We start from the raw sequence: 14,484 nt of genomic DNA, 5'->3' as shown, positions 1-14,484 counted from the left end.
ATTTAATTTTATAATTGTTTTTGGAACTTAACAAAATAAGTTCTAAAAAACCAATAGATGAGAAGAATGTGTAAAATTCCAAAAACATCAAATCCAATCAGGTGATATGGAAAACCACCAGTTATAAATATATTATTTGCCTTTGGAGGGGTACAAATGTATATGTAATTTGAATTTAGAAAGTAATTGATAATACCTACAAAAAATAATAAAATATTACTGGCGACAAAAATAGTTTTCCAGGAATGTATTCTTGGAATTTCATTTAAAACAAAAACACCATAGAGTGGTGCAAATACAATAGCGCCATGGCTAACATAATAATCGATTAAAAAATAATTAGATAAACCATGAGTTAATTCAGGAGTGATCAGGCTGTAAAAAGCAGTAGGAAGGCCTAACATCAACAAGTACTCAAATAATATGGCTTTTGGATTGTAGAAATACAATATGACGATGAAGTAAGAAATATTGCAAAGTTGTAATGGCAATGAATCTACAAAAGTAAATTTTCCGGTAGCAATGATGAACGAATAATAAACGATTTCTCGAATCAAAAAAAAGTAAAACAGGATTGATCTGTATTTGTTTTCTCTTAATTTTAAACGAAAATTTAAACCAAGTTTGATTAAAAAAATAATGGCAAGGACGCTACCAATAAGTCCTGTCCACCATAGATTGGATAAAACCGGGATTACATAATGTTCATGCATATTGGAATATTCTTTTCATATCAAATTTTAGGAATCACTCTTGTCTCCGACAAAATAATGTTCTTTGTATCTAAACAGCACATTAAATGTAGTTAAACTTCCATAGATACGAGTTATATATTGTTGAAGGTTCACTTTTTCTTCATCAGTCAATTTGCTGGCATTTATTCTTTGTTCCATCACCCGAAGTCGATCACGGGTCATTACGATCTTATGAAAAAATGCATCTATCGGAATTTCTTTATCTTTAAGAGTAGGATCACCTGATCTCAAAATCATAACACCTTCTTTCCATTTGTCACCCAGAGGAACAACTTCAGTTACATCAGACCATGCACGTAAAATTTTAGCCAGTGATTTTTCAGCTTCATTGAAAGAGACCGTTTCAGTAGGTTGAATGCGATCAATAATTTCCCATAATGAATAATCCTTACCTACTAATTTAATTCCAAACTGGATAAAGCACACTCGATAAGCGACTACATCTATTTCAATAATAACTCCATCTCCAAATGCCGGATGCTTAACCCGAGAGCCGACACCCAATAATTGTTCTAATCCCATGTTTAAATATTTTTCTCAAATATAGTAATTCTTTAATTTATGGCAAGGGTATAAGCCATTTTAGCTTAAAGTTAGGATAGGGGCTGAAGAGAAAAATCCTAGGAAGGTTATTTTTATTGATTTTCCTGGCCGCATTTTAAATTATAGGAATCATTTAATGGCTCTAGTGATTTCTCTTTTACCGGGAGGCCCCTTTAAACTTTCTACTTGAAATCCAACCGATTTTAGTCTGCGTTTGAAGATCCCTTTGGCACAATAGGTTAGTAATAATCCTCCTGGTTTTAAAAGGTCATAGAGTTTCTTCAAAGAGTCTTCGAGCCATAATTCTGCTTGTGATTCGGGGGCGAATGCATCGAAGTATATGAGGTCAAACTTTGAAGAAGTATTGAATTCGCGCCAATCTAATTTCCTTTTTTCAATATTGAAAGAGTCTGATAATGTACTTCTTTGATTCCATTGAGCATGATGGAGTTGGTCAAAATAATATTTGCCATTGGGAAATGGGTGAATAATTGGATAATTCAATTGCGACCATGTGGATTCGGTAATTGGGTCAATCTCAATAACGGTATATTCTATAGCTATTTTTTCAGTTAGAGCAAACTCCAGGCTAAGCCATGCATTCAGGCCAGTGCCAAAGCCGAATTCGAAGACTGAAATAGGAATTCCATTTTTATTTATTGCTTGCAATCCATTTTCAATAAATACAACCTGGCTTTCTTTTAAAGCGCCATGGATGGAATGATAGGTAGTTTTTAGTATTGGATGAAGAAGGGTATGCGAGCCATCAGCGGTAATCGTTATTTCAGGTGATATCATTTAAGCTGGTTTCGTAGGCTTTATACTATTTGGACTTATTGGATAGCGATAATTCAGTGATACAAAAGGTTTGAGTACATTCTTCTTTGGCTATAAGTTTTTGATCAATACATTCAGGCTAAATTGAAATGGACTAGAGCATTCTATAAAATAAAAAACCAGCTTCAATTACTGAAGCCGGTTGTATTTTTATGCTATTTGTTTAGTCTTTCTTAGAAAATTAAAGCTATCACTTTTACAACAGCCACCACAATAGTGCTCATTGTATCTGCAATGCTGAAATCGTAAGGACAACCGTAACCACGATTGCATGAACTTAAGCCAATAAGTGCTACCAACACCAACATAAGTCCCGGAATAGATCTTTTTTGATTTTTCATATTATGCAGTTTAGATGTTAAAAAACAATATAACAACAAAACGAGACGCAAAAGTAATTTATTTTGCGAATTTAACCTATGTTTGAGTCAATTAATTGTTAATTATTATATGCCTTCAAAAATTCATTTAATTGCTATCGGCGGGAGTGTGATGCATAATATGGCTTTAGCCTTGGTTCGACAAGGTCATCAAATAACCGGATCTGATGATCAGATATTTGAACCGGCCAAATCCAGACTCGACAGAGTGGGCATTTTGCCTGATAAGGAAGGCTGGGATTCAAGTAAGATATGCTCAGATCTGGATGCAGTCATTCTCGGGATGCATGCCAAATCAGATAATCCTGAACTTATACACGCATTAGAACTTAAAATACCTGTTTATTCATTTCCGGCATATGTCAGCGAAATGTTCCACGGTAAATTAAAGGTCGTTGTTGCCGGGAGCCATGGAAAGACAACTACGACATCAATGATCATGCACGTATTAAAATCCTTGAATTTATCTTTTGACTTTTTAGTAGGAGCACAATTAGAAGGTTTTGATGAAATGGTTGCTTTTTCAGATGCGCCGTTGGCCATAATTGAAGGCGATGAATATTTGAGTTCGTGTTTGGATTTAAGACCTAAATTTCTTCACTATGCTCCTCAGATATTGATTATAACAGGGATCGCCTGGGATCATTATAACGTGTTTCCAACCTTGGAAAGCTATATCAAGTCTTTTTCAGATTTAATTCAGACCATGCCTGAAGGTGGTGCTTTAATTTATTTTCAAGGCGATCCTGAATTAGTCAAAATAGTAAAATTGTATGGTGGGCATTTGCGAACTTTCCCATATGGTGAAGCCAATCATATCAACAAAAATGGAACTACATTTTTAGTGTCGGAAACGGCATGTTATCCTTTGGAAATTTTTGGCAGACATAATTTGCAAAACATAGAAGCGGTTCGCCTGGTTTGTAATCTTTTAGAACAAAATGATGACCAGGTTTTTGCTGCAATGAGTTCATTTAAAGGAGCAAAAAGACGGCTTGAATTACTAGCACAATCTAAATCAAAAATAATTTATCAGGATTTTGCACATGCCCCCTCCAAAGTAAAGGCAACAGTTGAAGCAGTTCGTGAAAAATATCCTGATATAAGAATATTAGTGATACAGGAATTGCATACTTATAGCAGTTTAAATGAAATCTTTTTACCGCAATATATAGGAACTGCGAATGCTGCAGATGCTGTCTTAATTTATTTTGATCAGCGTGCACTGGAAATCAAAAGAATGCCACCATTATCATCGCAAATCATTAAAGATGCGTTCTCGCATCCCCAACTTTTTGTAGTGGATTCCAGCGATCAATTGGAAGTTGATATCTTGAAATTATCAAAAGATTATGAAGTGATTTTATTTTTGGGATCTGGAAATTTTGGAGGATTATCATTGAAAGATATTTCACAAAAAATAATTTCTGCAGTTTAATGTGTTTTTCTGGCTTCACCATTTACTGATTTATTGAGCCCTTTTAGACAAAGGGCCACATCCATTTCTGATAAATAGCGCCCTTTCAGGGCTTAGGATAGTATTAAGGATGTATTAAAGGGTTGCAAAATTGAAAGTTTTTATTGTTTGTTTAGAGGGCTTTCAATCCTAGATTATGGGATAATGGACATTAGTGGTGTTAAATTGTGTGAAAAAGCTTGATGGCATTAGCTTTAGGTTCTTTGCAAGATCATGTAAAAATAATTTGCTATTACAGTCCTAAAAGGGCTAAATATACTAACGAAGGGTGTCAGTCCATCAAACACAATGCGAAAATAGAAACAGCCCTGAAAGGGCGAATTATACTAATTAGTGCCCATGGAAAAAAAAGACTTTATGAACAAACTATAACTTCTGAAATTAAAATAACCCGGTTATATGTCCATCTTTATCAATATCGATGGATTCAGCTGCAGGGGTATCCGGTAAGCCCGGCATTCGCATCATTTCACCGGTAATAGGAACAATAAATCCAGCTCCTGCGGCTATTTCAATATCCCGAACAGTTAAAGTAAAATCTTTAGGTCGACCAATTAAATCTGGATTATCTGATAATGATTTTTGTGTTTTTGCCATACAAACAGGCAATTTATTTAAGCCCAGATTATTGATTCGTTTAATATCAGATTTTGCTTCAACAGAATATTCTAAACGCTTTGCACCATAAATTTTTGTAGCAATGGCATTGATTTTTTCTTCTACAGTGCTGTTCCAATCATAAGTAGGAATGAATGGGTTTGACCATTGATCTGCTATTTTAGCTACTTTTTCTGCTAACTCTATAGCTCCTTCGCCTCCTTTGGCCCATACTTCGGAGAAGACGGCCTCTACACCTAATGCTTCACATCGGTTCTTAATGACTGCAAGTTCTTCGTCTGTGTCTTTTACGAATCTGTTTATAGCAACTATTGCAGGGATTCCAAATTGTTGTGCATTCTCCAAGTGCTTTTCTAAATTAGCGCAACCTTTCTCTACTGCTTTTGCGTTTGGTTCGTTTAATAATTTCAATGATTGACCACCGTGATATTTTAATGCACGCACTGTAGCAACGATGACAACTGCGTTTGGTGAAAGACCTGCAGTTCGACATTTAATATTTAGAAATTTTTCTGCTCCCAGGTCAAATCCGAATCCCGCTTCAGTAACAACGTAATCTGATAAGGACATACCCATTTTGGTTGCAATGATGGAATTTGTTCCTTGTGCAATATTTGCAAACGGACCTCCATGAATTATGGCTGGATTGCCTTCAATGGTTTGAACTAAATTCGGGCGAATGGCATCTTTCATGAGGGTAGCCATAGCACCGTTAGCTTTAATATCTCTTGCATATATAGGTTTGCGATCCATGGTATATCCAATGAAAATATTACCCATTCTGGTTTTTAAATCCTCCAGATCTTTAGAAAGACATAGAATGGCCATGATTTCAGAAGCTGCGGTTATATCAAATCCTGTTTCTCTGGGGATTCCATTTCCAGTACCACCTAGACCGATGGTAATTTTTCTTAATGATCGGTCGTTCATATCCATTACCCGTTTCCAGGCTATGGTCCGCGGGTCTAGACCCAATCCGAATTTTTTATTTTGAATATTATTGTCAATTAGTGCGGCCAGCAAATTGTGGGCTTTTTCAATAGCGCCAAAATCGCCTGTGAAGTGTAGGTTGATGTCCTCCATGGGTAAGACCTGAGACCAACCTCCGCCTGTAGCTCCGCCTTTGATTCCAAATACCGGACCCAGAGAAGGTTCTCTTAGCACAACGGTCGTTTTTTTGCCAATTCTATTGAGACCTTCTGAAAGGCCTATCGATGTCGTCGTTTTTCCTTCACCTGCTGGAGTAGGGGAAATGGCTGAAACCAGAATGAGTTTGCATTGCTTGACTTTTTCCTCATTTATTAGTGATAAAGGCAATTTTGCTTTAAATTTGCCAAATAAATGAAGGTCATTCTCATCTATATTTAATTTGTTAGCAATTTTTACGATGTGCTGGGGTTGTACCGATTGGGCAATTTCTATATCTGAATTCATGGTTTAAACTAATTTTAAAGATATGTTACTTACAAAAATGACACCAATATTGATTTTGATATTTTTCATTTTCGATAATTGTAAAAATAAGGATGCAAATAACGTAAAAAGTACGCAATCCTCAATCCCATTTGTGGATTCTTTGAATTTAAAATATCCTGACGAAATCCATTTTAAGGATGTTAGACAATTGACCTTTGGTGGAAATAATGCCGAAGCTTATTGGAGTTCTGATGGTCAAAGGCTTTGTTTTCAATCAGATTATGCCAAATGGGGGGCGAGCTGTGATCAGATTTATTACTTTAACCCCTTTGTAGACGACTTAAAAGTTAATGCGCCTAATTATGTGTCTAAACGCGGTGGTAGAACGACTTGTTCCTATTTTTTGCCGGGTGATACTAGTATCATTTTTGCCTCTACACAAAATCAAGGTTCAGATTGTCCGGCAGCTCCTGAAAGAAAAAAGGGAGGAAAATACGTGTGGGCGGTTTTTGGTTCTTTTGATCTATTTGTTGCTGATTTAAAGGGCAACACCCGAATGCAGTTGACCAATAACGAGTATTATGATGCAGAAGCTACTGTGTCTCCTAAGGGTGACAAGATGGTATTTACCTCAGATAGGTCTGGAGATCTGGAATTGTATATTATGGATATAGATGGACGACATCAAAAGCAAATCACACATGAATTGGGTTATGATGGGGGAGCCTTCTTTTCTCCGGATGGCACCAAACTGGTGTTTCGGGCTTCAAGACCACAAACTGAAGAAGAAAAGAAAGAGTATAGAGATTTGTTGAGTCATGGTTTAGTACAGCCTACCAATATGGAAATATTTGTTTGCAATATAGATGGTTCGGATATGAAGCAAATTACGCATCTGGGTAAAGCAAACTGGGCACCCTTTTTTCATCCTTCCGGGCAAAAAATTATATTCTCATCCAATCATGCAGGAACACGAGGCTATGAATTCAATTTATATATGATCAACCTTGATGGTACGGGCTTAGAGCGGATTAGTCATGATAGTGTATTTGATGCATTTCCAATGTTTTCACCGGATGGAAAGCATCTTGTGTTTTCATCAAATAGAAACAATAATGGAACGCACGACACTAATTTATTTGTAGCGACTTGGCAGGATTAGTATTAGTTAACTGAGTAAATTGTCACCAAATAGTATGCCTTTCTTAGCATCATAGCTAGCAACGCCTGAATGGAGGTATAGTTCTTTTTTATAAGGATAGGCTCTGGCATCGACGATATATACTTTACAGCCAAGGGCTTTAGATAATTCTTTATTGGTATTCCGCCAGCAATGAGCCATTTCTTCTGTGGTCTCTTCGTAGGACTTCTTCCATTTTTTGGTAAACATAACTTCGAGGTAGATGATTCCGTTTTTGAAGTTTACCAATCGACTGCAAAGTCCATGATTGATTCGGTATACGACATCTGCACTTAATAAGTGCTTTCTATTGATTTCTGCTATGTTAAGATTCATGCCTTAGTTAGGGCATAAACTGTGCCATTTTCGAAAATCGAGCCTAAGTCACAAGATATAGAATTTATAAATATACAAATATAGTTTTGTAAATTATGTATTTTTTAAATATTTAGATTAAAAAATTATAATAATGCCAAATATTGAATTATTTTATTTCTTGAACTTGCAAACAAAAAAAATTATTTTACATATTAAAAATAAATTTAATATGTATATGATATCAGCATAAGATCTGAGATTTAATTCACCAGCATTTTACCAAAATATGATCTCTTAGAATTAGAGATTTGGTAGATGAGCAAGCCACTTGGAATTTCATGGATTCTAGAAGAAACTAGAATCCCATATTGACTTGGATTTTTCGAAATTATAGTACCTTGATAGCATAATGTTCCATTTAGAGTATAAAAATAAATTTGAGCATCATTTAGGTCGACTTCAGAATTAAATCTGAGCGAACCTAATTGATCCCCGTTGATCGGATTAGGTTGTGTAGTAATTTGGTTATAGTTTTGAATGCCAATGATATTGGTGTTTAGTTCGGGATCCACTGGGACATCATAAAACGTTAATGTGCCAACACCATTTAGATTTGTGATATAAGGTCCCTGGTAAACTAAAGCTGTATCTAAGTAATTGATCTCAGGTAAATAGGAAATGGTTTTTACTAAAGCGGGTGTGGTGAGTTTCGCAAAAAGTGTATCCTTATTAATTCTTAGCGATTTGATTTTTTTAGGTAAATGATCAAGGTACAAATAATCTTTAACGGAAATGTTATAAAGGCCAATTATGCTATCATTTTGAATCTTTAAGCCTTGATTATTGGGAGCAAACAAGAGTGCAATTTCGTCAAATTGTTTAGATGTATAATAGGCTTTTTGAATATTGGGAGCATCAATTTCAATACTTGGAGACATTCCATAAAAATCTCTGGCTACTAAATAATACATACGATCACCTAATGTTGCATACCCATCAAGGTTGTAATGACACCCATCATGCCCAGGCAAGGCCATTGTACTCATTAGGGAAATAAGGGGAAAAGATTCAGGTAGTTTTCTTTGAATATCGCGCACTTTATTATGATCTCCTGCGCCACATCCATGATGAATTTGGATTACATACACTTTTTTTATATTCGGATAATCCTGAAGCCAATCTTGATACAATGCCCTGAAGTTCTCAAAATATAAATTGGAACTATTGGATTCGCCTTGATACCAAAATATACCTTTTACATATTTTGATAAACCGGAGATCAACATCCTGTAATTCAAACTTCCATAAATGGAATTAGGCTCATAAGGTGTGATATCATTTCTTTGATGTTGTTCTATAGCAGTTCCACCAACACCACCATTCATAATGCAAATTGGAATTTGGAATGAATCAATGAGTTGATTCGCCATGAACATGCCCCATGCGCCAATATCTGGTCCACCGCCATATCCAGCGGCAGATGCAATTCTCCAAGCAGTGTCTGCTTTATTGAAAGAATAATTTTTTCCGAAAGTTCTGCAGTAAGTATTGTTAAGATTTGTGCCACCGAATATCGAATTGGATTGTCCTGTAATTATAAATACATCGCCACAAACGATGTGGTCAACGATTTTAATTAATGAGTCTTTTTTTTGTTGTAGTAAATGAATTTCCAATTTGTATTCATGTAGACCTGCTTCAATCATTGGATTAAAAATAATAGAAGCTTTGCCATTTAAGAATTGTAATGATTTTGTTGAATTAAAATAGGGGAGATTGTTTTTATAAATAGTACATTTTACGGAATCAAAGGGTATTTTATTTATAATGCCAGCGATTTTAATTATAGCTTGATTGTTTTGGTCCCTTGGTAATAACTCATAATTTTTTGGAATGATTGAAAAAGTAGAATCAACAAAACCTGGTTTATTGATTTTGTATTTGTTGAATAATTCATTTTCTAATGCTATACGTTCTTGACTTGAAATGATTCGATCGTATATCATAATTTCTGAAATATCGCCATTGAAAAAACAACATTTTTGATATGCAGAAAGAAAAATACTTGAGTCTAAGTTTTGGGGACAGTAGGCAGAGTCTGCAAATAGACTATTGACATAAAATTGACCTTGTTGATTTTGATTTCGATATTGTGCAATGATAATACTGGGTTCAATACCTGGATCAATAGATGATTTTACCTGGTTTGCAAAATCTCCATTATGTAACATCGTAGGTGTAGTTGTTCCAGCCATCCAAATGGTCCTTGAATTTCCGCCTACGATATTCTGTGATGGTCCAAATGCTTGACTAACGATTACAACGGTATAATCCTTAGAAACAGGAAATACAGAAGAAGCCTCCATGAAGGAATTAGATCCATTGAACCTTACAGCAGGCAGATTTCCTATTGAAGAAGGAATGTAAGTCGCTTGATTAGCTGCAACGTCCTGAAATGCTTTATATTGATTGTTTTTACTTTTCCATTCTGATATTTGATTTGCTGCATTTTGAGATATACCTACAGCCGCATCCAACCACAATATTGGATTCGGAGGGACTTGAGCTCCTATATGAGTGTTACTTAATAGAATTAATGATAGAATTTGGACCAAATAGGACTTCATGTATTCAATTTAGGCAACAAATTAATGATTTGTTGTAACTTTTGGTACAAGATTCCTTGTCAAATGGCTTTTCTGCTGGGTTAGATTCCAAGAAATGATTGAAATTCTAAAAAATCATATAGTTTAGCATGAACACCCAAATTCTTCCATGCACTCCGTATGAAGCTTCCCACAACTATCCCACAAGTATCCCACAAGTATGGGTAGGTTTGATACCAAGCATCCTGCAATCATCTACGATGTTAGGGTAGGCTTGATACCTATTATTTGCCAAGTTTCGCATAAGTTTATTCTACGTATCTCGTTATGAGGAGTTGATAAGTTGGGCTAGTACTCATCACCCAAGTCATCATGTTCAGGAAAGTGATAATAAAAAAAAGCTTCCCGAATATTTGGATTGCAATCATATTAATAAACGATTTTTCTTAGGTGAAAGTTGTTCAACCATTCTATTTTCGACTGATATTTTGTAGGCTGAGACTCCAGTATGCCAACGAAAATTAAACATATGTACTCTAGATTGTTACTTTTATTCGATAATTGAGTCCTCGTTGTTCAATGGACACCAACCTCTGCGGATTAGCACAGTTTGGCAGGGAATAGAAGTTTTCCAAGGTTTTGATACAGGTTCCTTGTCCGACTGCTATTTCGCAGGCGGAGATTCCAATAATCCTAGGAAATTAATCAAACTTAATTACTATAGATTGTTACTTTTGTTCGATAATTGAGTCTTCGTAGTTCAATAGATACCAGCCTGTGCGAAATAGCACAGTTTGTCAGGGAATAGAAGTTTCCTAAACTTTTGAAAGATAAATAAATTGTCCTCGTAGTTCAATGGATAGAATAGAAGTTTCCTAAACTTTTGATACAGGTTCGATTCCTGTCGAGGATACCATTAAGATATTAGCTCTTATCCAGGCAACACATAACTGGCAACAGTTTGCCTACTTTTTGGTCAGCCCATTACATTTATTAAGCATAATTTAGTGATTTCATTTTAAAAATTAGGCCTAATTTTCGTATTTAAATATTAATAATCGGTATAATTGTATATGATATTCATTAAAAGAATAGGAAAAACTAACGAATAATAAGGAGCAGTATTTTGGTTTTTCTCAAGAGAAATTAAAATATTGGCAATTGAGTAAGTTGAGCAAATTATTGCCTTGCATAAGTCGAAGGAATCATTCCTAATTTATCAAATAAATTTTGCTCACCAATAGTATCTTGAGTTGTTTCAAATCGTAACATTACTTTTTCTACAAGTACTGTTTTTGTTCTTAGGTATTTATTTTGAATTGGAAATATACTTATCAATTCATCTCGACTGAAATAATTCTCTATATATTTATTCATTAATATTGAAATATATGTTAAATTACTTGATTTACTTGAACTTAAAGAATCAGCCATCATATACAAATTTTCAAATTTATTCTTTTCGATTAACTGACTTCCATAGAATCTTGCTTGAATGTAATATCGTAAATAACAGCATATATTCATTTCAGCGTGCATGTCACTATAATCAGGCACACAATTATTCATGCAGTAATGTGAAAGTTTGACAAGTTTAAGTGAATCGCCGATTGAAAGCTTCTCAAACATATTAATGTCTAAATGATTAAGTTCATTTTTTAATTGATCTTGGCTGTAATTAGGTTTTTCATCGCAAGATGACATTCTAAAAGAAACAATTAATGCAAATTTAATTATAGATATATGCGCTTTCATTTTATATATTTTTTTTTCAAGGAGTACATTTAGTTGGTGCAGTAAGCTTCGCGTAATATCAAACGGACAAATTATCTTATCTTTTGTCATACATGTCAAGTAACGCTTCTATTTTATCAATTGAAGTTTGTAAAGTATTTAATGTCGGATTTGAGTTTTTAATCTCTAATTCTTTTAATTTTATTATTTCTTCTTTCAAAATATTTATGCCTTCCGAACATCTTTTATTCATTCTTTCATCGTAATTAATGCAATAATCTACGAAACTGATTAATATTATATAATAAAAAGAGTTCGGACTGCTTCTTAATTGATCGAGAATAAAATGTACAAGGTCTACTTTGTCATTATCTGATTTGCATGATCTTATTATGTTTTTAACTATAAATACCCCGTTTATTGTATCATTTTTATGTCGAGCAAATATTTCGTACCTATGTTTATTTGATGCATAGCATAAAGCTTGTTTTAATAAATTTTCTAGTTCATCATTTTTAGAAATTAAATCTTTATTATTCAATTCTAAAAGTAAAATTTCAATTCTCAAACTATCAGTATATATTGAATATTTTGAAGAAGCAATTAGTGAATGTAAAGCAGATTCAACTAAAATGCAAGAATTTCCTCCATGAGAAGTTGTAAAGGATTTGGCATCAGATAAAATTTGATTTTTTTGAGAAAAATTTTTAATATTTGTTAACAAGTTTTCTGATAAATCCTTTTTGAAGAAAAGTTTTTTAGATTCTTTTTGAATTTGAGCACATATATCATAATTCAAAGAATCAATTGTAAGCAAATCATTTAAAGTCTTTTCATAGGAATTTAAGCTATTTTTTGGAGTAATGCAAAATTGCAGTAGCGTACACAGCATGAGATAAATACATAATTTTTTCATTATTTCAAATTGTAGTCTAAATGAAATTTTGAAGAATTAACTGACCGATCTTTGTGATTAATTGACGTGGTTGGTAATTGATCAAGATATAACTTACGGTTTTGTTTTTATTTAAAGTTAGTATACTTCAAATTATCTTATTTAATCCTTAAAATCAGCATCATTTACTACATTGTTAGAAATTTTATCTAAAAATCAAGCACTTGTATCCAATTCCATTATTTATCCCTTCACAAACACCCTCCGCCAAATTTTGTTATCCACTGTTCGGATAACCAGAATATAGCAACCAGAAGGAAGTCCATTGGTGTCAATATTTAATTTGGTATCTGATAATATTGGATTGAAAGTATATGATGTTACGCCAGTGATGTCAGTAATTTGAATCGAATGAAGGTTTAAAGAGAAATCACTTATTTGAATTTGCAGTTCATCATGCACGGGATTGGTCAATAATTGAATTTGTGATTCAGTTAATTCAATATTTGCTGAGGGAGTACAGCTGGGATTTAAATTACAGAAAGTGCGTCTTGCTAAGGAGCAATCTAAAACAAAGGGGTTAGGCTTATTGTCCTGGTATTTAGCAATCATGTACGTTCTTGTCCATTCCAAGGAATCTACAGGATCCAATTGATGCCAATTGCACAAAGTGGGTCTCATGGATTCAAAAAAAACAGCATCAGATTGTAATTGATACATCGTGAAGAAATAAAAGATGGCTCGGGCTACATTTCCCTTATGATCTTCCCGTGGTTCGAATACAGAATTGATGCTCTCACTGTATTCATCAACGTCTTTGCTTGGTTTTAAGGTTAGATCTTGTGTTTTATAAAACCAATGATTTGTTTTTTTGTCATCGATGTCGCCAAATGGATAATTTAAACGAGCCTCATTAACTGCCGCTCGTGCCGGATACAAATGATGCATATCAGAACGAGCATTGCCTGTTTCTGCTCCTTTGCTTTGAGGAAAAGTATGTTCACAGTTGATACCATTAGCACTTCCGCTCTTAAAAATATAACCGATAGGGTCTGAACTGGAAGGGTCAACATAAAGACTGTGTTTGGAATAAACACAGGAAACGGTATCATGAACATTATAAATTTCAGTATACATTTTAACTCTGGCATTGGTATAATCAAGAACTACTGATGGTTTGTAATTGTCTATGAGTTTTGAAGTCAATATAAAGGAAGAGTCACCTGGAAAAAGAAACTGTGTTTTCCATTGTCCAATAATGGAATTGAAACTGACCAAGACTAAAAGGAAAATCAAGCACCTGTTTTTCATGTAGGCAAAGTTACTCATCTTCATAATATCTTATGTATTTTTGATCTTTATACTGATTTATGAATATTGAACAGTTTCTTGATTATGGTATGGGTAAGCCTTTTGTGACCCAGGACTTTCCTTTTGGTCCGGAAACTTTGGTGCTTAGAGTTCATGGCAAAATTTTTGCATTGACTGGCTTAGATGATGCAGAATTTAAAGTTAATTTGAAATGTGATCCGGATTGGGCGTTAGAATTGAGAAGTGAACACGATGAAATTCAACCTGGATACCATATGAATAAAAAACATTGGAATACCGTTCATTTTGATGGAACACTGGGAAATAAATTGCTGAAGGAACTGATTGATAAATCATATGATTTGGTCTATCAAAGTCTTCCAAAGTCATTAAAAGTTCCTCAATTATAATTGC

The 14,484-nt window shown here is 34.2% G+C and carries 13 protein-coding genes and 1 tRNA gene; 4 read left to right on the top strand and 10 right to left on the bottom strand.

Annotation, left to right across the window (positions count from 1 at the left end):
- Nucleotides 1-8: 8 nt before the first annotated feature.
- The 4 genes from IPK88_16400 to IPK88_16385 form a co-directional block, all read right to left on the bottom strand.
- On the bottom strand, nt 9-713 hold the full coding sequence (locus IPK88_16400) for a TIGR02206 family membrane protein (protein ID MBK8245008.1): 705 nt from the start codon (nt 711-713) through the stop codon (nt 9-11).
- A 27-nt stretch (nt 714-740) separates the two neighbouring features.
- A complete protein-coding gene (locus IPK88_16395) occupies nt 741-1,277 on the bottom strand; it encodes a hypothetical protein (GenBank protein ID MBK8245007.1) in 537 nt (178 codons plus the stop codon).
- A gap of 150 nt (nt 1,278-1,427) precedes the next feature.
- The gene (mnmD, locus tag IPK88_16390) at nt 1,428-2,093 is read right to left on the bottom strand and encodes a tRNA (5-methylaminomethyl-2-thiouridine)(34)-methyltransferase MnmD (protein MBK8245006.1); all 666 of its coding nucleotides are present in this window, start codon (nt 2,091-2,093) and stop codon (nt 1,428-1,430) included.
- Between the two features lie 215 nt (nt 2,094-2,308).
- A complete protein-coding gene (locus IPK88_16385; protein ID MBK8245005.1) occupies nt 2,309-2,476 on the bottom strand; it encodes a hypothetical protein in 168 nt (55 codons plus the stop codon).
- Between the two features lie 109 nt (nt 2,477-2,585).
- Here IPK88_16385 and IPK88_16380 point away from each other — a divergent pair, with 109 nt between their 5' ends.
- A complete protein-coding gene (locus IPK88_16380) occupies nt 2,586-3,953 on the top strand; it encodes a peptidoglycan synthetase (protein MBK8245004.1) in 1,368 nt (455 codons plus the stop codon).
- Between the two features lie 420 nt (nt 3,954-4,373).
- On the opposite strand, the gene IPK88_16375 is transcribed toward IPK88_16380, so the two are convergent.
- Nucleotides 4,374-6,044 carry a formate--tetrahydrofolate ligase gene (locus IPK88_16375; protein MBK8245003.1) on the bottom strand — a complete coding sequence of 557 codons (1,671 nt, stop codon included), beginning with the start codon at nt 6,042-6,044 and terminating at the stop codon, nt 4,374-4,376.
- Between the two features lie 37 nt (nt 6,045-6,081).
- On the opposite strand from IPK88_16375, the gene IPK88_16370 reads away from it, so the two are divergent.
- Nucleotides 6,082-7,188: a PD40 domain-containing protein gene (locus IPK88_16370; GenBank protein MBK8245002.1), complete on the top strand. Its 1,107-nt coding sequence runs from the start codon at nt 6,082-6,084 to the stop codon at nt 7,186-7,188.
- Nucleotides 7,189-7,194: 6 nt separating this feature from the next.
- Here IPK88_16370 and IPK88_16365 read toward each other — a convergent pair whose 3' ends face one another.
- Both IPK88_16365 and IPK88_16360 read right to left on the bottom strand, forming a co-directional pair.
- The gene (locus IPK88_16365; protein MBK8245001.1) at nt 7,195-7,542 is read right to left on the bottom strand and encodes a hypothetical protein; all 348 of its coding nucleotides are present in this window, start codon (nt 7,540-7,542) and stop codon (nt 7,195-7,197) included.
- Between the two features lie 242 nt (nt 7,543-7,784).
- Nucleotides 7,785-10,151, bottom strand: a complete 2,367-nt coding sequence (locus tag IPK88_16360; protein MBK8245000.1) for a hypothetical protein — start codon at nt 10,149-10,151, stop codon at nt 7,785-7,787.
- 820 nt (nt 10,152-10,971) lie between these two features.
- Between IPK88_16360 and IPK88_16355 the strand changes: the two genes are divergently transcribed.
- Nucleotides 10,972-11,046: transfer RNA gene (locus IPK88_16355), tRNA-Arg, on the top strand.
- 263 nt (nt 11,047-11,309) lie between these two features.
- Here the strand turns inward: IPK88_16355 and IPK88_16350 are convergent.
- The 3 genes from IPK88_16350 to IPK88_16340 form a co-directional block, all read right to left on the bottom strand.
- Nucleotides 11,310-11,885, bottom strand: a complete 576-nt coding sequence (locus IPK88_16350; protein ID MBK8244999.1) for a hypothetical protein — start codon at nt 11,883-11,885, stop codon at nt 11,310-11,312.
- 76 nt (nt 11,886-11,961) lie between these two features.
- Nucleotides 11,962-12,780, bottom strand: coding sequence for a hypothetical protein (locus tag IPK88_16345; protein MBK8244998.1), 819 nt, complete (start codon nt 12,778-12,780; stop codon nt 11,962-11,964).
- Between the two features lie 222 nt (nt 12,781-13,002).
- Nucleotides 13,003-14,070, bottom strand: coding sequence for an endonuclease (locus IPK88_16340; protein MBK8244997.1), 1,068 nt, complete (start codon nt 14,068-14,070; stop codon nt 13,003-13,005).
- A 59-nt stretch (nt 14,071-14,129) separates the two neighbouring features.
- On the opposite strand from IPK88_16340, the gene IPK88_16335 reads away from it, so the two are divergent.
- On the top strand, nt 14,130-14,480 hold the full coding sequence (locus tag IPK88_16335; protein MBK8244996.1) for an MmcQ/YjbR family DNA-binding protein: 351 nt from the start codon (nt 14,130-14,132) through the stop codon (nt 14,478-14,480).
- Nucleotides 14,481-14,484: the final 4 nt, after the last annotated feature.

The organism is Candidatus Defluviibacterium haderslevense (assembly GCA_016712225.1).
Taxonomy (GTDB): domain Bacteria; phylum Bacteroidota; class Bacteroidia; order Chitinophagales; family Saprospiraceae; genus Vicinibacter; species Vicinibacter haderslevensis.
Note: the sequence above shows the minus strand (reverse complement) of the source record. Positions and strands in the feature narration are given on the sequence as shown.

Excerpts from the sequence above, each read along its gene's own strand:
- IPK88_16400 (MBK8245008.1), bottom strand. The coding sequence starts at position 713 with ATGCATGAACATTATGTAATCCCGGTTTTATCCAATCTATGGTGGACA.
- IPK88_16395 (MBK8245007.1), bottom strand. The coding sequence starts at position 1,277 with ATGGGATTAGAACAATTATTGGGTGTCGGCTCTCGGGTTAAGCATCCG.
- IPK88_16385 (MBK8245005.1), bottom strand. The coding sequence starts at position 2,476 with ATGAAAAATCAAAAAAGATCTATTCCGGGACTTATGTTGGTGTTGGTA.
- IPK88_16380 (MBK8245004.1), top strand. The coding sequence starts at position 2,586 with ATGCCTTCAAAAATTCATTTAATTGCTATCGGCGGGAGTGTGATGCAT.
- IPK88_16375 (MBK8245003.1), bottom strand. The coding sequence starts at position 6,044 with ATGAATTCAGATATAGAAATTGCCCAATCGGTACAACCCCAGCACATC.
- IPK88_16370 (MBK8245002.1), top strand. The coding sequence starts at position 6,082 with ATGACACCAATATTGATTTTGATATTTTTCATTTTCGATAATTGTAAA.
- IPK88_16365 (MBK8245001.1), bottom strand. The coding sequence starts at position 7,542 with ATGAATCTTAACATAGCAGAAATCAATAGAAAGCACTTATTAAGTGCA.
- IPK88_16360 (MBK8245000.1), bottom strand. The coding sequence starts at position 10,151 with ATGAAGTCCTATTTGGTCCAAATTCTATCATTAATTCTATTAAGTAAC.
- IPK88_16350 (MBK8244999.1), bottom strand. The coding sequence starts at position 11,885 with ATGAAAGCGCATATATCTATAATTAAATTTGCATTAATTGTTTCTTTT.
- IPK88_16345 (MBK8244998.1), bottom strand. The coding sequence starts at position 12,780 with ATGAAAAAATTATGTATTTATCTCATGCTGTGTACGCTACTGCAATTT.
- IPK88_16340 (MBK8244997.1), bottom strand. The coding sequence starts at position 14,070 with ATGAAAAACAGGTGCTTGATTTTCCTTTTAGTCTTGGTCAGTTTCAAT.
- IPK88_16335 (MBK8244996.1), top strand. The coding sequence starts at position 14,130 with ATGAATATTGAACAGTTTCTTGATTATGGTATGGGTAAGCCTTTTGTG.